The sequence below is a fragment of the Antarctobacter heliothermus genome (genome assembly GCF_900188425.1).
Classification (GTDB): Bacteria; Pseudomonadota; Alphaproteobacteria; order Rhodobacterales; family Rhodobacteraceae; genus Antarctobacter; species Antarctobacter heliothermus.
Map to the genome: position 1 here is coordinate 26,643 of NZ_FZON01000002.1, position 24,141 is coordinate 50,783.

Below are 24,141 nucleotides of genomic sequence, written 5' to 3' on the forward strand. Positions count from 1 at the left end.
TTAGGTGCATTATTTGCGGTATCAAGCGCGTGGCATGCGGCATTGCTTGCGCACCTGGTCGATTCGATCCTGGTGAGAAGGCGCTCCGGGCTGACATGGCGCATTTTTGACACTATTTGACGGTCGGTCCATCGGGCGAGAAAATGGGTCAACTAATTGAAACCAAATAGTTTCAGTTTGCAGTTGCGCCCTTCAACACAGTGTTTCCCGAAAAGGGGAAAAATCGCCGCCAGATTTCAGATCGGTCTGTATAGGCTGACGCTAAGTCAACTAACGCTGTTTTGTGGTAAAATCAGGGCGTATCGATATCCTGATCGACGTATGTTTGCGCGGATGTTTTGCGACCAAGGAAAAAGGGATGACGTGCGATGACGCTGTCAGCGCCGAATGGGACATTCACCGGGCCTCTGCGCATCGACATTGCAATGCAATACGACAATCTTGGCGCGGGGCCGTCGCAGCCGCTGGTCGCACTGGGCACCGAGGGGGAGGGCGCGCGCCTGACCCTGGGCCAGCTTGGCGCCGGCGACGATCTGTACTTTGAAGTGGTTCAGGGTGGGTCGGTGTACCGGCTGCTGGCCGAGAATGCGCTGGTCTCCGGCGAAACCGCCAGCTTTGCCGCAGTGATCGACGACGGCGGCGTCATGGCGCTGTACAAGGACGACACGCTGCTGGCCGAGATGCCCGCCGAGGTGCCCTTTGCGCTGCCGGTGGAGGATCTGCGCGGCCCGGCGACGCCCAATGACGCCACGGTGATCGACTTGACGGTTGAACCGATCAGCCCGGCGATGGCAGGCGGCGACATGGCGATTGTCGCGCACCCCGACGATGATCTGCTGTTCATGAACCCACATGTGGCCGAGACGATCGCCGATGGCGATCCGATGACCACGGTCTTTGTCACCTCCGGCGATGCCGGGGACGATGCCGCCTATTGGGAGGCGCGCGAAATGGGGGCCAAGGCCGCCTATGCCCAGATGGCCGGTGCCGATCCCGCCGATTGGGTGGATGAAACCGTGACACTGGATGTGGAGGGCGTCGCGTGGGAGGTGCAAAGCAGCTATCTTGCCGACGCTCCGCAGGTACGGCTGTATTTTCTGCGCACGCCGGACGGGATTGATGGCGGCGGCACCGACACCTATGGTTTTGGCAGTCTCGAACGCCTGCTGGACGGTGACGCCGACCAGATCACCACGGTTGACGGGTTGGTCACCTATACGTCCGATGACCTGACCCAGGTGCTGGGCGCGATCATGACCCGCCACATGCCCGATGACATCCTGTTGCAGGACGACACCAGCGAGATCGAACACAGCGACCACGTCCACACCACCGAACTCGCCGAAGCGGCGCTGCCGTTGTATGGGGAGGACGTGACGGTCACGCATTTCACCGGCTACATCAGCTGGGCCGAAGAAGAGAACCTGACCCCGGATCAGGTCGCGCTGGTGACGGGCGTGTTTGAGACCTACGCCGCCTATGACCCACTGGTGACGGACGAGGCGGGTGCCCTGCGCGAACCCTATACCGACTGGGTGCTGCGGGAGTATGTGACCGAACAATACAGCATCGTCGATGGTGAGCGGGTCGATGGCCCCTTGCCGGAGGACGATCCAGAGCCGGTTGATCCTGATCCCGAAGACCCGACGCCGGTTGACCCCGATCCGGTTGAGCCTGCCTCCGAAGTCCCCGCACCTGTTGATCCGCAACCCGAGCCGCCAACGCCGGTAGACCCCGCCCCACCCGAAAGCGATCTTTTTGGCCCAAACGGAACATACTTTCAGTTCCTCGCCGGAAATGCCGGAAAATGGGATGTCGCAGGCCCAACTGACCCGACACCGGACCCCGTTGACCCGACGCCAGTTGACCCGCCACCTGTTGACCCGATGCCCGATCCTGCAGGCGATCCTTTCGGTCCCGGCGGCGTCTATGAGCAATTGATGCTCTCGGGGGCCGCGAAGTGGGAAACGCTCGACTTGTCCGTCGACGAAGACGAGGATTTGGACGATTCGGCTGAGGTGGTCTGACCGGCCCGTCCCGCCGTTCGCCCCCCCTTTTTACCCTGCGCAAACGGTGACAGGACGCGCATCATGTCGTCTTTGGATCATGCTCTGGACATTTCTGTCTAGTCCTGCCCGGACTCGCCGCTTAGCCTGACTTCAAAACAGTGAAGCCAGAGAGGGTCGGCTATGAACACTCAATACCGCGTGGTTGTCATTGGCGGGGGCGTTGTTGGCGCGTCGGTCCTCTATCACCTTGCAAAGCTGGGCTGGAGCGACGTTTGCCTGCTGGAGCGCGCGGTCCTGACCGCCGGGTCGTCTTGGCACGCGGCGGGCGGCATCCACGCGCTGAACGCGGACCCGAACATGGCCGCGCTACAGGCCTATACCATCGACTTGCTGCCAGAGATCGAAAAGGAATCCGGCCAGAACATCGGTCTGCACATGACCGGCGGGCTGACGCTGGCAGGCACCCCGGACCGCTGGGAATGGCTGCAATCGGCCTACCGCGTTTTCCAGTCCATCGGCATCGACGATTGTGAATTGCTGACCCCGCAAGAGGCGGGCGAGCGTTGCCCGATCATGTCCACCGACGGCATTCTAGGCGCCATGTGGGCTGACCGGGAGGGCTATCTGGACACCACAGGCACCGTCCACGCCTACGCGGGGGCCGCGAAAAAGCGCGGCGCCACGGTGCATGAACACACCAGGGTGCAGGCGCTGGAACAGACCGCCGATGGCTGGAAGGTTGTGACCGACAAAGGCACGATCACCTGCGAACATGTGGTCAACGCCGCCGGTCTCTGGGCCAAGCAGGTGGGTCGCATGGCGGGCATCGAACTGCCAGTCTCTCCGCTCAAACACCACTATTTCATCACCGACACTGTGCCGGAAATCGCCGAACTGGATTTTGAGGTGCCGATGACCGTGGACCTTGAGGGGTTCACCTACACCCGGCAGGACCAGAACGGCCTGCTGGTGGGCATCTACGAGGTCGATCACGAACACTGGGCGATGGACGGCGCGCCGTGGGATTACGGGATGGAGTTGTTTCAGGAACAGACCGACCGCATCGAACAGGAACTGATCTGCGCCTATGAGCGCTATCCGGCGCTGGAAAACGTCGGGATCAAGACCTGGGTCAACGGCGCGTTTACCTTTTCCCCCGATGGCAACCCGCTGGTCGGCCCGGTGCGGGGCAAGCGTGGCTACTGGTCGGCCTGCGCGGTCATGGCGGGTTTCCTTCAGGGCGGAGGCGTGGGCAAGACGCTGGCCGAATGGATGATCCACGGCGAGCCAGAGGCAGACGCCTGGTCGATGGACGTGGCGCGCTACGGCGATTTCGCCCAGAACAAACGCTACATTCAGGAAACCACGGGGCAGTTCTATTCCCGCCGCTTCGTGATGACCTACCCGAACGAACAACTGCCCGCCGGTCGCCCGCTGAAAACCGCCCCTGCCTATTCGGCCATGTCCGACGCGGGCTGCAAATGGGGCGTCAGCTGGGATCTGGAGGTGCCGCTGTACTTTGCCCCCAAGGGGTTTGAAGAGGGGCCGACGCTCAAACGCTCCAACGCCTTTGACATCGTGGGCGCGGAATGCCGCCATGTGCGCGACAAGGTCGGCCTGATCGACATCACCGGCTTTTCGCGGTTCGAGGTCACTGGCCCGAACGCCGAACACTGGCTGAACCGCATCATGGCGTCGAAATTGCCCGCGCCGGGCCGCGCAAGGCTGGCCCCGATGCTGGAGCCGGGCGGGCGGCTGAAAGGCGACCTGACGGTGTTTAACTGGGGTGACGGGACGTGGTGGATCATGGGCAGCTACTACCTGCGGGCATGGCACATGCGCTGGTTTGAGGATCACATGGACCCCGGTGTGCAAGTGCGCGATCTGGGCGAAGAGATCTGCGGCTTTGCCCTGACCGGACCGAGTTCGCTAAAGGTGCTGGAAAAGGTCTGCGCCGGGGCTGCCGATCTGCCCTTCATGGGCTGCGCCGCGCTGGACGTGGGCCTGTTCCGCGCGCGGGTGGCGCGTATGTCGGTGGCCGGTGAACTGGGCTATGAGATCAATGTCCGCTTCGGCGACCACATCAAGCTGCGCGAATTGCTGCTGGAGGCCGGGGCCAAACATGAGCTGAGGGAATACGGCTTCAATGCCATGCTGTCGCTGCGGCTGGAGAAATCATTCGGCATCTGGTCGGCGGAATTCACCCAAGGCTACACGCCCGGTGAGACCGGCATGGACCGCTGGATCGACTGGGACAAACCCGACTTCATTGGCAAACAGGCGGCCTTGGCCGAACGCGACGCGGGTGCGAAGCGCCGGGTTGTGACGCTGGAGGTGGACAGCCAAGGGGCCGACGCCAGCGGGTATGAGCCGGTCTGGAAAGACGGTGAAAAGGTCGGTTTTGTCACCTCGGGCGGATACGGTCATACGCTGGGAAAATCCTACGCCTTGGCCATGATCAACGCCGATGCGGCAGGGACCGGCACCGCGCTCACCGTGCATGTGGTGGGCGTCGAACGCCCGGCCCGCGTGATTGCGCCGTCCCCCTATGACCCGGCAGGCAAGGCCATGCGCGGCAATCCGGGGGCAGCGGCATGAACGCGCCCGTAGAAAACACCGGCCGTCGTCGTCGCAGACGCGGCGGCGATACCCCCACCGCCAAGCGCATCGTCAACTACCGGCAGTTGACCAACCCCTTTACCCCGCAAACCGTCTTTACAGAGGACCGCGTGGCCGCGATCCACGACACTTCTTTGCGGGTGCTGGAAGAACTGGGCATCAAGGTGCTGCTGCCCGAGGCACGCCGCCTGTTTGCGCAGGCGGGGGCGCGCGTCGATGAGGACAGCCAGATGGTTTACATCGGGCGCGACATCGTCACGGCGGCGCTGGCCACCGCACCGCGTCAGTTCACCCTGCACGGAGGCGCGCCGGACCGGCATATCGACATGCGCCTTGGCAGCCTTGCGTTCCAGTCCGGGGCGGGGGCACCCAACTGTTCCGACATGTCACGCGGTCGCCGCCCCGGCAGCCTGCGCGATGTTCACGAACTGACCAAACTGGTCCAACATTTCGACGCCATCCAGATGTTGTCCCCGGGGGTCGAGCCGCAGGATATTCCGATCCACCTGCGCCACTACGCCTTTACCCGGATGCAGCTGAGTGTCTCGGACAAGGTGCCGTTTGTCTTTTCGCGCGGTACGGCGCAGGTCTGCGACGGGTTTGAGATGATCGCGGGTTTTCGCGGACTGTCGGACGACCAATTCATGCAAGATCCTCATTGCTACACGATCATCAACACCAACTCTCCGCGCCAGATCGATGTGCCGATGGCACAAGGGTTGATCGACTTTGCCCGTCATGGGCAGGTCTCTGTCGTGACCCCGTTCTGCCTGATGGGGGCCATGGCCCCGGTCACGGTGGCCGGGGCCATCACCCTCAGTCATGCCGAGGCGCTGGCCGGTATCACCCTGACCCAGCTTGCCAACCCCGGCGCGCCGGTCTGCTACGGGGCCTTTGCGTCCAACGTTGACATGAAAAGCGGCGCGCCCGCCTTTGGCACCCCGGAACAGGTCAAGGCGAGCCTCGCCGCCGGGCAATTGGCCCGCCTGGTCGGCCTGCCGTGGCGCAATGCTACCGGGTGTGCCGCCAACACCAACGACGCGCAGGCTGCGCATGAAACAGAGATCAGCGCCTGGGGCGCGCTGCTGTCGGGGGCCAGCATCATCATCCACGCAGCGGGCTGGATCGAGGGCGGGCTGACCGTCAGCTATGAAAAATTCATCACCGACATGGAGATGGTTCAGATAATGGCGGAACTCTGCGCCGCAACGCCGGCCGAGGACGCCGACATCGGCTTTGACGCGCTGGCAGAGGTGCAGCCGGGCGGGCATTTCTTTGGCTGTGCCCATACGATGGAGCGCTACGCCACCGCGTTTTACGACCCGCTGGTGGCGGACTGGACCAACTTTGGCACCTGGACGGAACGCGGTGCCAAGGATGCCAATGCCCGGGCGCTGGACCTCTGGCAACAGATCCTGGCCGATCACCACGCGCCCGCCAATGTCACCGGCGACCGTCTGGCCGCGCTGGACGCCTTTATCGCCAAACGCACCGGAGAGGGCGGCGCGCCGCCCGCCGACTGATGGCGGACGAAGACCTTCCCGGCAACATCAAGGTCACGCGCGCCGACTGGCTGCGGGTGGCGATGGATTTGCTGATTTCCGACGGGGTGCAATCGGTCAAGGTGCTGACCATCGGCGCGCGCCTTGGCGTGTCGCGCTCATCCTTCTACTGGTATTTCCAGAGCCGCCAGGACCTGCTGGATCAATTGCTGGCGGAATGGGAGCGCGGCAACACAGGCGTCATGATTGCCCACGCCGATATGCCCGCGCCAACCATCACCGCCGCGCTCAACAACTTCTTTCGCTGCGTTGTCGATCCCGACGGGTTCAATCACCAACTGGACTTTGGGGTGCGCGAATGGGCACGCCGAGATCCGACCGTGCGCGCCGTGATCGATCGATCCGATACGGCACGCCAACAGGCCATCGCGGGCATGTTCCTCCGCCACGGCTATGCCCCCGCAGAGGCTGATATCCGGTCACGGGTGCTGTATTACCAGCAGATCGGCTATTATGCGCTGGAACTGGCGGAAACGGTCGAGGACCGCCTGAGCCGGGTCGAGGGTTACCTCTACTGCTTCACCGGCGTTCACCCCTCTGCCGCAGAAGTCGAGGAGTTCAAGCGTTTCGCCCGCAGCCATGCGGGGTGATCCCTGCGCACCTGTTGGTACGGTCAGGAACAGGGCGGGACGGCCACACGGCAACTCCCCGCCGAACCCCGCGTAATTGTGACTCACCTTTGCAATTTGCTTCTTTGCGTCCGCGTTACATCTTATAGGGTGGACGCATGGAAACAGGGCTAGATATACCATTGCGAGCTGATCGGCGTCGCGGCCCCGCGCAAAGCGGCCCACGCGGGCGTGCGGTGTTGCGTGGGACAGTTTTTGCCGCGCTGACGGGCATTTGCCTGGCTCTGCCGTTTCCGGCACAAAGCTATGACAGCCTCAACTTCAGCATCGCGGGACCGGATGAGGAAACGCTGACACCCAGCCTGCGCGCCGCGTCGATTCTGGCGCAACTGGAGCAGGATGAGGACAAGGTCCCGCAGGACGTTCTGGCCGCCGCTCAGGGCGACTATGCGCGCCTTGTCGAGGCGCTATATGCGCAGGGTTACTATTCGGCAGTCGTGCGCATCACGCTGGACGGACAAGAGGCGGCGACGATTCCGCCGTTCTCGGTTCCAAAGCGGATCGACAAGGTCCGTGTACGGGTGGAACCGGGTGCGCGGTTCACCTTTGGCAAGACGCAGGTCGCACCGATCAACAAACGCGTGCCTTTGCCTGAGGGCTTTGCCAAGGGCGCGCCCGCGCAGGCGACCGTGGTGCGCGACACCGCGCAGGCCGCGATAGAGGGCTGGCGGTCCGCAGGCTACGCCAAGGCAGAGATCGCCGACCAGACCATCACAGCCCGCCACGCTGCCGCCAAGCTGGACGTGGCGCTGGCCGTGGCCCGGGGGCGCCAGTTCCGCTTTGGGGATGTGCAGGTGACCTCTGACAGTGCGGTGCGTGAGGCGCGCATCCGCCAGATCGCCGGGGTACCGCGCGGCGAGGTCTTTGATCCCGTCGAGGTCGAGGATGCCGCGCAGCGTCTGCGCGCCACCGGCACATTCCGCTCTGTGACCGTGACAGAGGCCGAGGAGGGCGGACCGGACGACACGCTGGACATCCTGATCGACGTCACCGACCGCAAGCCGCGCCGCTTTGGCTTTGGCGCGGAACTGTCGTCCTCCGAGGGCGCGATGCTGTCGGCCTTTTGGTTGCACCGCAACCTGTTTGGCGGCGCGGAACGGTTCCGGGTCGAGGGCGAGGTGTCGCAACTGGGGGGCGCGGCCATCAAGCCCGACTATGACGTCACCGCGCGGTTCGAAAAGCCGGCCGTTTACGGTCCGGACACGATGTTTTTCGCCACTACTGGCCTCAGCTACGACGATGAACCGGACTACATCGACCGCAGCTTCAACTTTGGCATCGGCGTCACACGGGCGTTTTCCAAACAGGTTTCGGGTGAGGTCGGCATCTCCTACAGCCGTTCCAACATCACCGACCTGTATCTGCCGGGGGATCCGACGCGGCTCTTGACCATCCTGTCGCTGCCGACGGCGGTCACCATCGACCGCCGCGACGACAAGCTGGACCCGACAGAGGGGCTGTATCTGCGCGCTGAGCTGGAGCCGTTTTCCATCGTCAACCGGGGCGACAGTGGCGGGCGCTATGCTTTTGACATTCGCGGCTACCGGGCCTTTGGCGCGGATGAATCCGTGGTGCTGGCAGGGCGGTTGCAGCTGGCGGGCATGTTCGGGCCTAGCGCCGCTGACGCGCCGCCTGACTACCTGCTCTATTCCGGCGGGGGCGGCACCGTGCGCGGGCAACCCTATCAATCGCTGGACGTGGACTATTCCGGCACCCGTTTGGGCGGGCGCAGCTTTGCCGGGGTCTCGACAGAGGTGCGTGTGGACGTGACCGACAGCATCGGCGTCGTGGGCTTTGCCGACGCGGGCTATGTCGGCGCCGAAAGCTTTCCGGACGGCAGCGGCGACTGGCACGCGGGCGCGGGTCTGGGCATACGCTATGCCACGCCCGTGGGACCGATCCGCTTTGACGTGGCGGGGCCGGTGGCGGGTGACACGGGCGAAGGTGTTCAGATTTATATCGGGATCGGGCAGGCATTCTGATGCGTTTTTTTCGAGTTTTCTTGGTGCTGGTCTTTTGGCCGGTTGTTCTTGTCGCGCAAAACGACGATCGCGGCTACATTCAGGGTTTGCTGGAGGACGCGCTGTCCGATGCAGGCCGCGAGGTGCGGATCGAGGGGTTTGCCGGGGCGCTGAGTTCGCGTGCGACCATCGACCGGATCGTCATTTCCGATGAGGACGGCGTCTGGTTGACCGCCAGCGACGTGGCCATGATCTGGACCCGCACCGCGCTGGTGCGTGGTGCGGTCGAGATTGACGAGATCACCGTGGGCCGGATCGACATGCCGCGCCTGCCGGTGCCGCTGGCCTCTGATACGCCGCCCTCACCAGAGGCGCGCAGTGCGTTCAAACTGCTGGAACTGCCGGTCTCGCTGAACCTGGCGCAACTGGATCTGCGCGAGGTGGCCTTGGGCGCGCCGGTTGCGACCGAGGATCTGGTGCTGCGGGTGCAGGGCAACGCCCGGCTGTCAGGCGGTGAGGGCGAGGCGACCTTGCAGATTGACCGGTTGGACGCGGGCGGCAGCCTGCGGTTGGCCGGGGCCTATGGCAACAGCAGCCGGGTGCTGCGCATCGACACCGAATTTCAGGAACCGGCGGGCGGTCTGGCAGCAAGGATGCTGGGCCTGCCGGATGAACCTTCGGTCGCGCTCAGCCTCAAGGGGGACGCGCCGATTGACGATTTCGCCGCCGAACTGGTGCTGAACACCGACGGGGTCGAGCGTCTGGCAGGCGACATCGTCCTGCGCGCCAATGGCGACGCGGACACGCAGCAGGTCTCACTGGACATTGGCGGCGATCTGGCCCCGATGCTGGCCCCGGCCTACCGCGAATTTCTGGGTGACGACATCCGCCTGCGGGCCGATGCAACGCGCGGTGCCGACGGGGCCGTCACGCTGGAACAACTGACCCTGCGGGCGGATGCGCTGCGCCTGACCGGCTCTGCCGCCATCGGGGGCGATGGCTGGCCGCAGCGGCTGGCGTTGTCGGGAGAGATCGTGCCACCCGAGGGCGAAGTGGTGCTGCTGCCGTTGCCGGGGCAAAAGATCTACGTCGCGGGATCGACGCTGAAGGGCAGCTTTGACGCGGACGCGGGCAATGGCTGGCAGTTGAGCCTTGATGCCACCGGGGTCACTGCCGATGCCGGACGCGCAGACAGGCTGGTGCTGAGCGGCACGGGGGAGATTGACCGCGCCGCGTCCCGTGTAACGGGCGCGCTGCGGCTGGCCGCCGGTGGGCTGGCCCCGGCGGAACAAGCCCTTGCCGAGGCCATCGGTACGGCCCTGCGCGGCAATTTCGATTTTGACTGGCAACCCGGCGCGCCACTGGTGCTGAGCGGGCTGGATCTGTCGGGGGCGGACTATGGGCTGACCGGCTCTGTCACCGTGGGAGAGGCCGAAACCCTGAACCCGCGTGTGACCCCGGACATCCGGCTGGCGGCAGAGGATCTGTCGCGTTTTGCTGCACTGTCCGGCATTGCCCTGCGCGGTGCGGCCGAAGTGTCGATCACCGGCGCGGTTCTGCCGGTCACCGGCGGTTTCGACCTCAACATTGACGGCACCACGCAGGGGCTGGCCACGGGCATTCCGCAGGTCGATCCGCTGATTGCCGGGGTTGGCAGCCTGCAATTGGCCGTTGTCCGCGATGAGACGGGCATGCGCGCGGACCGGCTGTTACTGATCACGCCAGAGGCGCGGATCGAGGGCAGCGGCACGCTGGCCACCGGCGCCAGCACGCTGCGGGCAGAGGCGCGCATTCGGGAGACCGCGCTGGTCCTGCCAGAGTTGTCCGGCCCGACGACGCTGGACCTCAAGGCTGATCAGGACGGCGATCTGTGGACGCTGGAGGCGAATGGCGCGGTGTCGAATGCCGGGCAGTTGATCTATGCGGGCACGGTCGATCTTGGCCCCGAGGTGCCAAAACTCTCCGGGCGGCTGGAGGCTGCGATCTCTCGCCTGTCCGCCTTTTCCGACCTTGCCGGGCAGTCGCTGAACGGCGCTGCGGATCTGACATTCAATGGCGAGGGCCGTCTGGACGGCAGTGCCTTTTCTATCAGCGCCGAGGGGCGCACCACCGACCTGCGTCTTGGCCTGCCGGAGATCGACCCGCTGTTGGCGGGCCGCACCGCGCTGAGCGTCAAGGCGGCGCGCACCAGCGGCGGACCGATCACCATCGACCCGCTGACGCTGGACGGGGTGGTCGACGCGCGCTTTGTCGGTACGGTCACACCCGGCGGCTTACAGGGGCCAACGGTGGACGGGCGATTGACGGCGGACATGGCGTCGCTGGCACCGCTGACACGGGTGTCCGGGATGGCCCTGCGCGGCGCAGCACAGATCGAGGTGCAGGCCGCGGGCGGTGTGCTGAAAGGTCCGCTTGACCTGTCGGCGGTGGTGCGCGGGCAGGGGCTGGGCATTGGCAACCCCACGGTGGACCCGCTGCTGGCGGGCAACACCCGGCTGGACCTGACCGTGGCGCGGCAGGAAAACGGCGGCTATCGCATCAGCGAAGCCATGTTGGACGCTAGCGGCATCGACGGGCGCGTGACCGGTAGCTACGGGCCGGGCGCGGAGGCGGATCTGAACCTTGTGGTTGCCCTGGCGAACCTTGGCACATTGGTGCCGGATCTGCCGGGATCGGCGCAGGTCACCGGCAGCGCGCGGCGCAACGGCGGTCCCTGGCAACTGTCGCTGGACGGCTCCGGGCCGGGCGGCATTGGTGCGCGGGTGAACGGCACGGCGGCCGAGGATTTCAGCCGCTTTGATCTGAACCTGAACGGCTCTGCGCCGCTGGCGCTGGCCAACGGCCGACTGGCCCCGCAGGCGATCAATGGCATTGTCACCTTTGACCTGGGCCTGAACGGTCCGCCGCAACTGTCGGCGCTGTCCGGCGTGATCTCGACCGATGGGGCACGCTTTGCGGCACCCGCGCTCAACATCACCTTGAACGATATGGGTGGGCAGGTGCGCCTGTCGGGCGGGCGGGCGCAACTGGATGTTTCCGGCGCGCTGGACAGCGGCGGGCGCGTGGTGCTGGAGGGGCCGGTGACGCTGACCCCGCCGTTTGACGGGGCGCTGGTGTTGCGCCTGCGCGACGCGGTGGTGCGCCAGCCTGACCTGTTCGAGACTACGGCCAACGGCGAGGTGCGCATCGACGGCCCCCTGACCGGGGGCGCGCGGATCGGCGGCATTGTGGATCTGGGCACGGTTGAGGCGCGGATTCCCAACATCGGAGCCAGCTATGCTTCGCTGGATGGCTTGCAGCATCAGGGTATGCCGCAGGACGTGGCGCTGACGCTGAAATTCGCCGGGCTGGACAAGGACGCGACAGCGACAACCGGTCCGGCGGCCAGCTATCCGCTGGATCTGACCGTGCGGGCGACCAATCGGATCTTTGTGCGCGGGCGCGGGCTGGATGCGGAACTGGGCGGCACGCTGCGCCTACGCGGCACCACGTCGGACATCGTGCCGGTGGGACAGTTCGATCTGATCCGGGGCCGTCTGGACCTGCTGGGCCGCCGTCTGGACCTGACCGAAGGCTCTGTCGCATTGCGCGGCAGCTTTGACCCGGTGGTGCGTTTTGTCGCCACCACGCGGGTCGAGGATACGGATATCACCATCACCATCGAGGGGCCTGCGTCCTCGCCGGAACTGGTGGTCGGCTCTGTCCCGGACCTGCCGCAGGATGAGGCGCTGTCGTTTTTCCTGTTTGGCCGGTCGGTGACGGAACTGTCGGCGCTGCAAGCGGTGCAACTGGCCTCGGCGGTGCGCACCCTGTCGGGGAGCGGCGGCTTGGGCCTGACGGAATCGCTGCGCAGCGGATTGGGTGTGTCGGATCTGGACATCGGCACCGCCGATGACGGCACAATCGAGGCGCGTGCGGGGGCCTATCTGGGCGAAAACCTGTACAGCGACGTGACCGTGGACGCGAAAGGCGCCAGCGAGATCAACCTGAACCTGACAGTGAATCCCAGCGTGACGGTGCGCGGGCGGCTGGGATCGGACGGGACCAGCGGCATCGGCGTGTTTTTCGAACGCGATTACTGACCGGAAGCTGTAGACCGGGAACGGGGAACGGCGCTCGACGCAGCCTGTGGCTGCGACGTCGCCCCGCCCACCGTCCCCGGCTATTACGTCCCACAAGGCGGCTTGGCATCTACGATTGCGGGTTCAGCTTCGGAACTCACCTAGGAACAGGCCCGGCTCTGTTTCGGCATCACGCGAGAGGCGGCTCCGGGGAACAGCCACTTGGTGGAAGATCAGGGCGGCGGAAGGGGTAGGGCGCCTGTCAGCGCACCACCAGCACCGATTGGTTCGCATGGCGGACCACGCGGGCCGCATTGGGGCCAACCAGATAATCGCGCAGTTCCGGTCGGTGTGCGCCGACGACGATCGCGTCGGCCTCGATGGCATCCGCCGTGCGGATGATCTTGTCATAGACGGTGCCCTGTTCGATGTGCAGATGGGCCTCTATCCCCAGCACCGTATCGACCCATTTGTGCAGCGCCACCCGCGTCTCTTCCATCACGGACCCGGCAAAATCACCACTAAACGCAGAGCCGACCAGCGAAAAACCCATGTTGGGGACCACGCTGATCACATGGACCTCCGCCTGGCACATCCGTGCCAGGGCGGTGCCGTATTTGGCCAGTTTTGCGGCGCCGGGTTCGTCGTTCAGGTCAACTGCCAGAAGGATCTTGTTGTACATGGTGTCTCTCCTTGCGTTGGATCAGAACGGGGCTTGGGTAGCGCGGCGGCGCTGAATCAGCACGATACCGGCCAGCAGCAGCAGCGCCGGGATGAAGAAGATCTCCTTCCAGATGCGATCTGCCTCTACCTCGACCCGGGTGATGATCACCGGGCTGTCGCCGTAGTAGTCGTACTCTGTCCCGCCCAAGGGCTGGATCAACTCCGGTCCGCCAAAGGGTTCGTCCAGCAGCAGCTTGCCGTCTTCTTCGAACACCGACAGGCTTTGATCCGACAGGGTCGACGTGCCAGCGGCTGGCACCAGGACTGTGACGGGGCGTACCTTGGCCGTGTCGAAGTCCGGCCCCTCGACCGTGATCCGCACGTCTTTGCCAACTTCGGTTTCCTCGATCAGCGTCAGGGCGGCGGGCCCTTCGGCGGTGACGTATTTCTCTGTCACCTGATCAAGGAAATAGCCCGGTCGGAACAGCATGAAGGCGATCAGCAACAGCACGCCAGTTTCCCACATCCGCGACTTGGCGATGAAATACCCCTGCGTCGCGGCCGCAAAGAGCAGCATCGCGGTGAGCGATATGAAGAAGACGAAGATCGCCTTGAACAACCCCACGTCGATCAGCAGCAGGTCGGTGTTGAAGATGAACAGGAAGGGCAGCAGCGCCGTGCGGATGTCATAGGCAAAGCCTTGGATACCGGTCTTGATCGGATCGCCCCGGCTGATCGCCGCCGCCGCATAGGCGGCGAGACCCACAGGTGGCGTGTCATCCGCGAGAATGCCGAAGTAGAAGACAAACATGTGAACTGCGATCAGCGGCACGATCAGGCCGGACTGCGCGCCGACGCTGACAATGACCGGCGCCATCAAGGAACTGACAACGATGTAGTTGGCGGTTGTGGGCAGGCCCATGCCAAGGATCAGCGACAGCACCGCCACAAGGAACAGCAGCACCATCAGGTTGCCGCCAGAGATCACCTCGATCACCTGGCCGATGACCTGGTGCGCGCCGGTGAGGGAGATGGTGCCGACGATGATACCGGCGGCACCCGTGGCGACACCGATGCCGATCATGTTGCGCGCGCCAAGGATCAGCCCGTTGACGAAATCACGCCAGCCCGCGACCAGCTCTGCCGCGTGACCTTCGCCGCGAAAGAACGCCTTGAGCGGGCGATGCGTCAGAGCGATGATGATCATGAAGATGGTGGCCCAGAAGGCCGACAGCGCAGGCGACAGGCGGTCAAGGTGTTCGGTGCGCACCATCAGGTTCCACACCAGAATGAAGATCGGAATCGAGAAGTACAGCCCGCCGAGCAGGGTGGGGGTCAGGCGCGGCGCGGTGGGCGCGCCATCGGTATCCTTGTCCTCTTCGATGTCGGGATAGCGTGCGGACAGCGACACCAGTGCCACATAGAGCACCGCAATCAGCGCCACGGCGGCATAGATCGAGTCGCCCATGATCGGGTCAAGGATGCCGCGCAGGCCGATCATCAGAAAGGCGCAGATGCCAAGGAAGATGAAGCCGGACAGGAACAGGATCAGGATCATCAGCACGCCGATGCGGCGGCCCGGCTTTTCCAGACCCTTGAGGCCCATTTTCAGCGATTCAAGGTGCACGATATACAGCAGCGCGATGTAGGAAATCACCGCCGGCAGAAAGGCGTGTTTGACCACGTCAATGTAGGGAATGTTGACATATTCCACCATCAGGAAGGCCGCGGCCCCCATGACGGGCGGGGTCAGCTGGCCGTTGGTGGACGACGCCACCTCAACCGCGCCGGCCTTTTCCGCCGGAAAGCCGATGCGTTTCATCAGCGGAATGGTGAACGTGCCGGTGGTCACGGTGTTGGCAATGGAGGAGCCAGAGATCATGCCGGTCAGCATGGACGACAGGACCGAGGCCTTGGCCGGTCCGCCGCGCAGTGCGCCCAGCAGGGCGATGGCGACCTTGATGAACCAGTTGCCGCCACCCGCGCGGTCCAGCAGCGCGCCGAACAGCACGAACAAAAAGATCATGTCGGCAGAGACGCCAAGGGCGACGCCAAAGACCCCTTCGGTCTGCATCCAGTAATGCCCCAGCGCCTTGGTCAGCGAGGCACCACCGTAGTTGGTGATGTTGCGCGCCCATTCGGAATATCCGCCGAAGAAGGCAAACAGGATGAAACAGGAGGCGATGACCACCAGCGGCAGACCCAGCGAACGATAGACCGAGACCATCAGGACCGACATGCCGATGGCGGACATGGCGACGTCAGACGTGCTCCACAGGCCGGGACGGTCGGCGATCTGAAAGCGGAAGACGACAAGGTACAGACAGGCCGAGACGCCCAGCACCAGCAGCGCCCAATCATAGGCCGGGATGCGGTCACGCGGGGCGGATTTGGTCAGCGGAAAGGCCAGCGTCGCCAGCATGATCGCAAAGGCAAGGTGGACATAGCGCGATTGCGCCACGACGTTGGCAAAGAAACTGATGCCGGTCGAGGTGGCCAGGATGCTGGGCACCTTGGAGGCGATGTAAAGCTGGAAAAGTGACCAGACGATACAGGTGCCGATGATCAGTTTTGCCTGCCATGCGGCCGACGGATTGCGCGCGCCGGTATCGGCCTCTGCGACCATGTCGTCGGCGCTGCGGTCCTGTGCCTTTGTCTCGGCCATGGTGTCCCCCTGTTTTGTTTTTCTTGGGCAAGGCTGTGCCAAAGCCTCTCAAATGTCTTCGAAGACATTTGTTGACGTGCGGTCGACCAAACGCTCTGCCTGAAAATCGGTCAGAACGGTGCCGCCGGGCGCCAAAAGACGCAGGTTCTGCGTCTCCAAATATCTGCGAAGAAATTTGACAGCCCAAAGGAAATGCGGCGGCGGGATGTCCCGCCGCCGCACGTCTGGCTGTCCTTAGTCGATCAGGCCCAGTTCCTTGTAGGCCTTGGCCGCGCCGTCATGCAGCGGGGCCGACAGGCCGTCCTTGACCATCTGTGCCGGGTCGAGGTTTTCAAAGGCCGGGTGCAACTGGCGGAAGTCCTCGATGTTCTCCATCACGGCCTTGTCGACCACATAGACCACGTCCTCGGGCACGTCCGCGGATGTGACAAAGGTCGCGCCCACACCAAAGGTGGTCACGTCGACATCAGTGCCGGTGTACATGCCTGCGGGGATGGTCGCGACGCGGTAGTAGGGGTTGTCGCCGACCAGCTTGTCGATCGGCTCACCCACGACGTCGATCAGTTTGACGTCACAGGTGGTTGCGGCCTCCTTGATGGCGGCGGCGGGGTGACCGATGGTGTAGATCATCGCGTCGATGTTGCCGTCGCACAGTTGCTTGGCCATCTCCGAGCCTTTGTACTCGGTCGCCAGGGCAAAGCTGTCCATGGTAAAGCCGAAGGCCTCCATGACCACTTCCATCGTGGCGCGCTGGCCGGAACCGGCGTTGCCGATGTTCACGCGCTTGCCTTCGAGGCCTTCAAAGTTTTCGATGCCGCTGTCGGCGCGCACGATCAGGGTGAACGGCTCGGGGTGGACAGAGAACACCGCGCGGATTTCCGGGAACGGGTTGTCCGAGAAGGTCGAGGTGCCGTTGTACGCGTGGTACTGCCAGTCGGACTGGGCCACACCGAATTCCAGCTCACCCGCCTTGATCGTGTTGATGTTGTAGACGGAGCCGCCGGTGGATTCCACGGCGCAGCGGATGCCATGTTCCTTGCGCGACTTGTTCACCAGACGGCAGATCGCGCCGCCGGTGGGGTAATAGACGCCGGTCACGCCACCGGTGCCGATCGAGATGAATTCCTGAGCCGAGGCCATCGGTGCGGTGAGTGCCACACCAACCGCCGCCATGGCCGCAAGTTTTCCTTTGATATACATACTAACTCTCCTGTTGGTTTATTGATCGAGGGTCTAGTCCGCCCAGAATTCTCCCAAGCGTTCGTTTCTTTCCTCTACCAGGCGAATCTTTTCGCTGACGTTATCTTGGGATTGTGCGACGAGCATCGCAACCAAAGTTTCCAAAAACGCCAGAGTCGCCACATAAGATGAAAAGAACTGCGGGCTGTCCGACGGCACGCGAAAGCCGATATCGGCATGCATCAACGCCGGGCAGGCGTGGCTGTCGGTCAGAACAAGTGTCGTTGCGCCCTGTTCGCGCGCCATGCGGGTCGCCAGGACGGCACGGCGCGCGTAGGGGGTTTTTGTGATCACCAGCAGGACGTCCTGCGGGGTCAGGGTTTCCAGACTGGCGGCCAGCGGGGTGCCGGCGCGCGATACCACCGTCCAGTCGGCCTGAATGTAGTTGGTCAGATAGGCAAGATGTTCGGCCACTCCGTGGGAGGCAAACGCACCGAACACCATCACCCGGCGCGCCTGGGACAGCCGGTCCACAGCCAATTGCAGCTGGGGGCGGTCGATTTCCTGCGTCAGGGCCGCGAGATTGCCCATACAAGCGCCAATCTGCCGGTCGAGCATGGCGGCCTCTCCATCGCCGGGCGCGCGCAATTGGGCGGCTTTCTCGGCAAAGGTCACGATCTGCGAGCCGACCACCTGTCGCGACATCTCGCGCAGGGATTCGTAGCTGTCGAACTCCAGCGCGCGGGCGAGGCGGGAAAACGTCGCGGGCGAGACGCTGCTTGCGGACGAGATTGACCGCAAGGACCGTGTCGCCACCTCGACCGGGTGGGCGATGACGTAGTCGGCCGCCTCTCGCAGCTTGTGGCTGAGCCCACCATAGCGGCGGGCAATGCGTGACTCCAGACGCTCAACCGACATTGTCCCCCCAAGGAAATTCAAGTGTTTCAAGGTGTTTCATATGTTTTATTTCTTGTCAACTTGGGAAACATGTGTTTCAGTTGCCGTTGCCGCAAGGTCAGCGCAGCGTCGAGAAAAGCAGCACCGCCATGGGGTTCCCCCCGCTATCCATGCCTTTGTGGCCCTGTCTCATGGTTGCTCCGAACCGGGCGCGTCGGGACAAGTTCGACCATGCATTGTTGCCCCTGACAGTCGATGAGATTACCCCAGAGGCCCGCGCCGGGGCCGTTTGGGTCAAGGTGGCGCAACACGGCAGTACAGCGGATAGGATCGCCCGGCTCCGGGCAGCGCTGGCGGCGCGCACCTCCACTCAACAGGCCCCAAAATCGGCAAGGTATTCACCCGCATGACCCATGTCTTTCACCGCAGCAGCACCCATGTTCCGCCCACGGTCGCCCGGGGCGAGGGCGCGTATCTGTACGACACCACCGGCAAGGCCTATCTGGACGGGTCGGGCGGCGCGGCGGTGTCCTGTCTGGGCCACGGCGACGCCCATGTGACGCAAGCCATTCAGCGACAGTTGGGCGAGGTCGCTTTTGCCCACACCGGGTTTTTCACCTCTGAACCCGCAGAGACGCTGGCGGCGCGGCTGACCGATCTGGCACCCGGCGCGCTGAACCGCGCCTATCTGGTCTCTGGCGGGTCCGAGGCGATGGAGGCGGCGCTGAAACTGGCCCGCCAGTACCATCTGGAACGCGGCGACACCGGCCGCGCCCGCATCATCGCGCGGCGGCAGAGCTATCACGGCAACACGCTGGGCGCGCTGGCCACCGGCGGCAACGCCTGGCGACGCGCGCCGTTTGCGCCGCTGTTGATGGAGGTCAGCCACGTTTCGCCCTGCTATGCCTATCGCGGGCAGGACGAGGGTGAGAGCGAGGCTGACTATTGCGACCGGCTGATTGCCGAGATCGAAGCGGAGATCACCCGCGTCGGGCCGGAAAAAATCATGGCCTTTGTGGCGGAGCCGGTGGTCGGCGCAACGCTGGGTGCGGTGCCGCCGGTGGTGGGCTATTTCCGCCGTATCCGCGAGATCTGTGACCGCCACGGCATCCTGATGATCCTCGACGAGGTGATGTGCGGCATGGGTCGGACCGGCACGCTGTTTGCCTGCGAACAGGACGGGGTTGCGCCGGATATCCTGTGTGTCGCCAAAGGGTTGGGCGCGGGCTATCAGCCGATTGGCGCGATGCTGTGCACCGAGGCGATGCATGAGGTGATCGCGCAGGGCAGCGGGTTTTTCCAGCACGGCCACACCTATGTCGGCCATCCGGTGGCCTGTGCGGCGGCGGGTGCAGTTCTGGACCGGCTGGTCAACGACGATCTGGTAGGGCGGGTCGCCCCCATGGGCGCAGTGGTGCGCGGGTTGCTGGAGGACCGTTTTGGTCAGCACCCACATATCGGCGATATTCGCGGGCGCGGGTTGTTCCTTGGGCTGGAGCTGGTGCAGGACCGCGATACCAAGGCGCCGATTGACGCGGGCCGCAAGATCCACGCCCAGATCAAGGCCGCGGCCTTTGCCGAGGGTTTGATCTGTTACCCCGGCGGCGGCACCATCGACGGCAAGGACGGCGCGCATGTGCTGCTGGCACCGCCGTTTATCCTGACCGAGGATCAGGCGCAGGAACTGGTGGACAAGCTGGCCCGCGCCTTTGTGGCGGTCGGTCTGTGAAGGCGGGCGGGGCAGGGGAACGTCTCGCCGGAGGCGTGGCGGGCGTCAGGCCAGAGGCATGGGCGCGCGTCATGCCCGAGGTATACTTTCAGCATGCTCTCGTCTCCTGTTGAGGAGAGGAAGGGGGCGCTGCCCCCGTCTCCCTGCGGTCGACTCCCCCGGGATATTTTTGGCCAGAAGAAGCTTGGGCGCAGCGCTTTTGCCCACCAGCGGTGCGGAACCGGGCGGGGAGGCTGGTGTGTTTGGAAAGTCTGAAAACGGCGGCCGCCGAACGGATCGTCGATCCGGGGTGTCAAACCCGGCCCGAAGGGGCGTCGCCCCCGTGGTCTGCGCAGATCAAAGGGCCCCCGAGCGGGGTCATGATCCGGTTTTCAGTGGTACCGGGGGTGGGTATGCCTGTTGATCCTTGACGAAGTGTGTGAGCACCGTGCGGTGCCTCTGTCAACGTGCCCAGGCGAAGGCATGGTCCAGCACCTTTGCGGCGTTGAGTTCGACAACTGGGCCATGCGCCATGACAATCTGTTGCACCGGAAGGCGGCGCACCTGGGTGATTGCGGCGCGCATGGCGCGGCGGTTACGAAAGGCGATGCGGAACTTGCGCGGCACCGAGGGGTAATCGCCGGTCATCAGGTCGGCGCGGGCCACCGTGGCGCGCCAGCCCTTGTACCATCCCGACGGCATTTGTTGCAGCAGGTCGGTGAAAATCAGCGTCCCACTGGGGTGATGGAAAAACACCACCTCTGTGGTGATCATGTTGCCGTCAAAGATCACTTGCGCAAACAGATCCGCCCAGATCGCGGGCGGCTCTAATCCCAGGACGTCATTGACCACGACGCCGGGGCTTTTCTGCGCCACGCCGGGGGCGGCATGAACAATGGCCTCAGGATAGGTCGCGGCCCAGACAGAGAGGAACCTGTGGTGCAGATCGTTGGGCGCGACAAGGTGCCGGACCGGGCCAAGGCGGGAGATTTCGGCCTTGAGGTGCGCGTCGAGCGCGATCGGGGAATGCACCCAGAGGCTGCCGTCGGTCAGGCGCGCAAGGCACATGCGGGTCGGGAAATCAAAGCCGCCCGCGCCGCGGACGGGGGCACCGACGACGGTCCAGAGGTCATGTCCAAGCGGGATGAGCGACGTCATGCAGATCAGGCCAAGCTGTTGGGAAAGTAGCTGGTTCAGCCTAGGCGGCTGTCGACATCAAATCAACTGCCCGGGGTGCCGGTGACAAGACCCGCCCCAAAGATCGGGGGCGGGTCTGTGAGATCGCGGGCAGGGGGGTCAGATTGCTGCCAACTCGCCTTCGAGATCCTTCATCTCGGCCCCGCCGGCCATCAGGCGGCGGATTTCATCGTGGCTGAGCTCCCCCGCCTTGCCCGCGCCGATCACCTGTCCCAGGGCGAGGAAGGTGTAGCGGTCCGCCACCAGCTGTGAGTGGATCTCGTTGTGGGTGATGAAGATGATGGCGATGTCGCCGCGCTTGCGCACGCGTTTGACGGTCTTGAGCACCTCCATCTGCTGCTTTTGTCCCAGCGCCGAGGTCGGTTCATCCAGGATCAGCACCTTGGCGCCGAAATAGATGGCCCGCGCGATGGCCAGGGTCTGGCGCTGACCACCGGACATGGTGCCCACCGCCTGCGTCGGGTCGGAAAAGTCGATGCCGATCTTGAGCATCTCGTCATGGGCGATCTTGTCCATCACGTCCATTTTCAGCGTGCCCAGCGGCCCCTTGAGTTCCCGCCCCATGAAGAAGTTGCGCGTGACGCTCATCAACTGGTTGACGGCAAGATCCTGATAGACGGTGCCGATCCCGGCGTCCGAAGCATCGCGGGGATTGCGGAAATCCACCGGCTTGCCCTCGATGTACAACTGCCCCGAGGTGGGGCGGTGGACGCCGGCCAGTGTCTTGATCAAGGTCGATTTCCCGGCTCCGTTGTCGCCCAGAAGGGCGTGAACCTCCCCCGGATAAACCTCGAGGTTGACGCCGTTGAGCGCGATGAAGGGGCCGAATTTCTTGACCACGTTTTCGACGCGCAGATATGGGTCTGTCATCTCAGATACCCCCTGTGATGCGTTTGCGGATGCGTTCGTTGGCAAAGACGGCGGCCAGCAGGACAACCCCCACAAAGACGCGGTAGAACGACCCGTCGAGCCACGGGATGTAGAACACCGCGTTGGCCACAAGGCCAAAGGTCACCGCCCCAAAGGCCACCCCGATCACAGAGCCAAAGCCGCCGGTCATCAGCGTGCCGCCCACAACGGCGATCGCGATGGCGTTCAGCTCCATCAGGTTGCCCTTGGCCGCATCGGCGGTGTTGGTGTCGAACACCTGGCAGGCGGCAAAGATGGTCGCGCAAAAAGCGGTGAACATGAACAGGCTAGTCTTGACCCGGTTCACCGGCACGCCATTGGCGCGGGCGCTGTCCTTGTTGTCGCCGGTGGCGTAGATCCAGTTGCCCAATTGGGTGCGGGACAACACGAAATAGGCCACGCCCGCGATGATCAGCCACCACAATACGCGCGCGTCGAACCCGTCGACCCATTGTTCGCCCCGGCGGTTGATATTGCCACCCAGCGCAAACCACGCGTCATAGACCCAGCCGAACATCTCGCCGCCAAAGGCCCAGGCGACCCAGCTTTGTTCCTTGAAGTCGGGCAGGCCGGAGATCTGCGTCGACTGGTTGATCAGGCGAAACGACACCTCTGTGGTGCCGCGCAGGAAGAACAGGAAGGCAAGGCTGACGATAAAGCTGGACAGGCCAGAGCGCACCACGATGGTGCCGATCAGCCAACCCAGCGAGAGGGTCATGGCCAGCGTGATGGCAAAGGCAAGAAACGGCGTCGCCTCACCCAGCCCAAAGGGCAGGCCCCATTTCAGCATCATGGCCATGGACATGCCCGCAAAGCCGATCATCGAGCCGATGGAGAGGTCAAATTCGCCGCCGATCATCAGCAGCGCCGCGCCGGTGGCGATGATGCCGAATTGGGCGATGATGGCCAGATTGTTTTTCAGACCCAGCGCGTTGAACGCCTTGAAGTCCGAGGCGAAGGTGATCATCGTCACGACGACGATCATGACGATAAAGGCACCGGCCTCCGGGCGGCGCACAAGGCGCGCCAGAGCGGATTCCTGAGCCAGTCGGTCCGCTTCACTGCGGTCAGACATGAGACCCCCCAATACTGTTTGGATGTATCAAAAAAGGGGACAGCCGTTGCCGTCTGTCCCCCAAAATGGTCCGGTGGGTGGCCGCGATCAGCGGTTCACGCCCGCCTGAGACTTGACGTCACCCGCGTTGGTGGCGTCGACAAAACCGGGACCGGAGGGCACATTCGAGCCCGGCAGCATCCCTGCATTGGTGTTGTAGAGGTGCAGGACGATGACCGGCATATAGCCCTGAAGGCGCTGTTGCTGGTCGATGGTGTAGGACACATGGCCCGCCTCGATCAGATCCATCACGCCCGGTGACAGGTCAAAGCAGGCAAGATGAATGTCGGCACCCACTTCTTCGATGGCGGCCCAGGCCGCTTCGCAGACGTGGGGACCGGCAGCCAGAAGGCCGTCAATGGACTCGTCCGCCTGAAGGGCGGCGGCAGTGCGGGTCTTGATCTGGGTGACGTCATTCGACACGTCGATCTGGTTCAGTTCGGCACCGAAGGCGTCGAAATAGCCAGTGCAGCGATCAACAAGTGCGGTGTTGTAGGCCTCCTGGTTGAGGCACAGACCGTTGGTCACGCCTTCGGCCTTGGCGCGCTCACCCGCCGCCTTGCCCGCGTCGTATTCCGGCTGGCCCACATGCATCAGGGCGCCGACATCCTTGGAGAACTCAAGCCCGGAATTGATGGTGATGACCGGGATGCCGGAATCGACCGCGTCACGGATTGCGCCGCCGAGCGCGTCGGCGTCGGGCAGCGACACGATGATGCCATCGGGCTCGGTTGCGGCGGCCGCTTCGATCAGCTTGGCCATGCCGGACATGTCGCCAGAGGGGTCAAAATTGTACTCAAGATCCGCGCCGATGGCAGCGGCCGCGTCCTTTGCGCCTTTTTCGACCACCGGCCAGAACGGATCGGTGCCCTGGGTATGGGTGATCAGGACGTAACGCTCGGCGGCGGCGGCGGATGCCATGACTGCGAGGGCCGCAGTGGCCAGCAGAATTCTTTTCATTGATGTCT

Annotated in this window: 15 protein-coding genes; 7 read left to right on the top strand and 8 right to left on the bottom strand. The window is 64.0% G+C overall.

The features are described 5' to 3' along the window. Positions 1 to 368: 368 nt before the first annotated feature. The 6 genes from CHB90_RS01300 (at position 369) to CHB90_RS01325 (ending at position 12,862) form a co-directional block, all read left to right on the top strand. On the top strand, positions 369 to 2,027 hold the full coding sequence (locus CHB90_RS01300; RefSeq protein WP_089276049.1) for a PIG-L family deacetylase: 1,659 nt from the start codon (positions 369 to 371) through the stop codon (positions 2,025 to 2,027). A 162-nt stretch (positions 2,028 to 2,189) separates the two neighbouring features. Further along, entirely contained in the window at positions 2,190 to 4,607 is a 2,418-nt protein-coding gene (locus CHB90_RS01305) for a GcvT family protein (protein WP_089276050.1), read from the top strand. Continuing rightward, positions 4,604 to 6,151, top strand: coding sequence for a trimethylamine methyltransferase family protein (locus CHB90_RS01310; protein WP_089276051.1), 1,548 nt, complete (start codon positions 4,604 to 4,606; stop codon positions 6,149 to 6,151). Before CHB90_RS01305 ends, CHB90_RS01310 begins: the two co-directional genes overlap by 4 nt. After that, positions 6,151 to 6,780, top strand: coding sequence for a TetR/AcrR family transcriptional regulator (locus tag CHB90_RS01315; protein WP_089276052.1), 630 nt, complete (start codon positions 6,151 to 6,153; stop codon positions 6,778 to 6,780). The genes CHB90_RS01310 and CHB90_RS01315 overlap by 1 nt, the downstream gene beginning before the upstream one ends. A 215-nt stretch (positions 6,781 to 6,995) precedes the next feature. Beyond that, complete coding sequence (locus CHB90_RS01320; RefSeq protein WP_425426578.1) at positions 6,996 to 8,801, top strand: autotransporter assembly complex protein TamA; 1,806 nt, start codon at positions 6,996 to 6,998, stop codon at positions 8,799 to 8,801. Beyond that, a complete protein-coding gene (locus CHB90_RS01325; protein WP_089276054.1) occupies positions 8,801 to 12,862 on the top strand; it encodes a translocation/assembly module TamB domain-containing protein in 4,062 nt (1,353 codons plus the stop codon). Before CHB90_RS01320 ends, CHB90_RS01325 begins: the two co-directional genes overlap by 1 nt. A gap of 241 nt (positions 12,863 to 13,103) precedes the next feature. Here the strand turns inward: CHB90_RS01325 and CHB90_RS01330 are convergent, their stop codons facing one another. The 4 genes from CHB90_RS01330 to CHB90_RS01345 all read right to left on the bottom strand — a co-directional run bounded on the left by CHB90_RS01330 (position 13,104) and on the right by CHB90_RS01345 (position 18,266). Then, complete coding sequence (locus CHB90_RS01330; RefSeq protein ID WP_089276055.1) at positions 13,104 to 13,523, bottom strand: universal stress protein; 420 nt, start codon at positions 13,521 to 13,523, stop codon at positions 13,104 to 13,106. 21 nt (positions 13,524 to 13,544) lie between these two features. Then, positions 13,545 to 16,169 carry a TRAP transporter permease gene (locus CHB90_RS01335; protein ID WP_089276056.1) on the bottom strand — a complete coding sequence of 875 codons (2,625 nt, stop codon included), beginning with the start codon at positions 16,167 to 16,169 and terminating at the stop codon, positions 13,545 to 13,547. A 234-nt stretch (positions 16,170 to 16,403) separates the two neighbouring features. Beyond that, a complete protein-coding gene (locus tag CHB90_RS01340) occupies positions 16,404 to 17,369 on the bottom strand; it encodes a TAXI family TRAP transporter solute-binding subunit (RefSeq protein ID WP_089276057.1) in 966 nt (321 codons plus the stop codon). A gap of 33 nt (positions 17,370 to 17,402) precedes the next feature. Further along, positions 17,403 to 18,266, bottom strand: coding sequence for a MurR/RpiR family transcriptional regulator (locus CHB90_RS01345; RefSeq protein WP_089276058.1), 864 nt, complete (start codon positions 18,264 to 18,266; stop codon positions 17,403 to 17,405). A gap of 385 nt (positions 18,267 to 18,651) precedes the next feature. Here CHB90_RS01345 and CHB90_RS01350 point away from each other — a divergent pair, with 385 nt between their 5' ends. Beyond that, positions 18,652 to 19,974 (top strand): aspartate aminotransferase family protein, encoded by a 1,323-nt coding sequence (locus CHB90_RS01350; protein ID WP_089276059.1) that lies wholly within the window; start codon positions 18,652 to 18,654, stop codon positions 19,972 to 19,974. A gap of 441 nt (positions 19,975 to 20,415) precedes the next feature. On the opposite strand, the gene CHB90_RS01355 is transcribed toward CHB90_RS01350, so the two are convergent. The 4 genes from CHB90_RS01355 to CHB90_RS01370 all read right to left on the bottom strand — a co-directional run bounded on the left by CHB90_RS01355 (position 20,416) and on the right by CHB90_RS01370 (position 24,133). Further along, the gene (locus tag CHB90_RS01355; RefSeq protein ID WP_089276060.1) at positions 20,416 to 21,111 is read right to left on the bottom strand and encodes a DUF4336 domain-containing protein; all 696 of its coding nucleotides are present in this window, start codon (positions 21,109 to 21,111) and stop codon (positions 20,416 to 20,418) included. Between the two features lie 138 nt (positions 21,112 to 21,249). After that, entirely contained in the window at positions 21,250 to 22,020 is a 771-nt protein-coding gene (locus CHB90_RS01360) for an ATP-binding cassette domain-containing protein (RefSeq protein WP_089276061.1), read from the bottom strand. Position 22,021: 1 nt separating this feature from the next. After that, the gene (locus tag CHB90_RS01365; protein WP_089276062.1) at positions 22,022 to 23,134 is read right to left on the bottom strand and encodes an ABC transporter permease; all 1,113 of its coding nucleotides are present in this window, start codon (positions 23,132 to 23,134) and stop codon (positions 22,022 to 22,024) included. 87 nt (positions 23,135 to 23,221) lie between these two features. Beyond that, entirely contained in the window at positions 23,222 to 24,133 is a 912-nt protein-coding gene (locus CHB90_RS01370) for a sugar ABC transporter substrate-binding protein (protein WP_089276063.1), read from the bottom strand. Between the last annotated feature and the right edge of the window lie 8 nt (positions 24,134 to 24,141).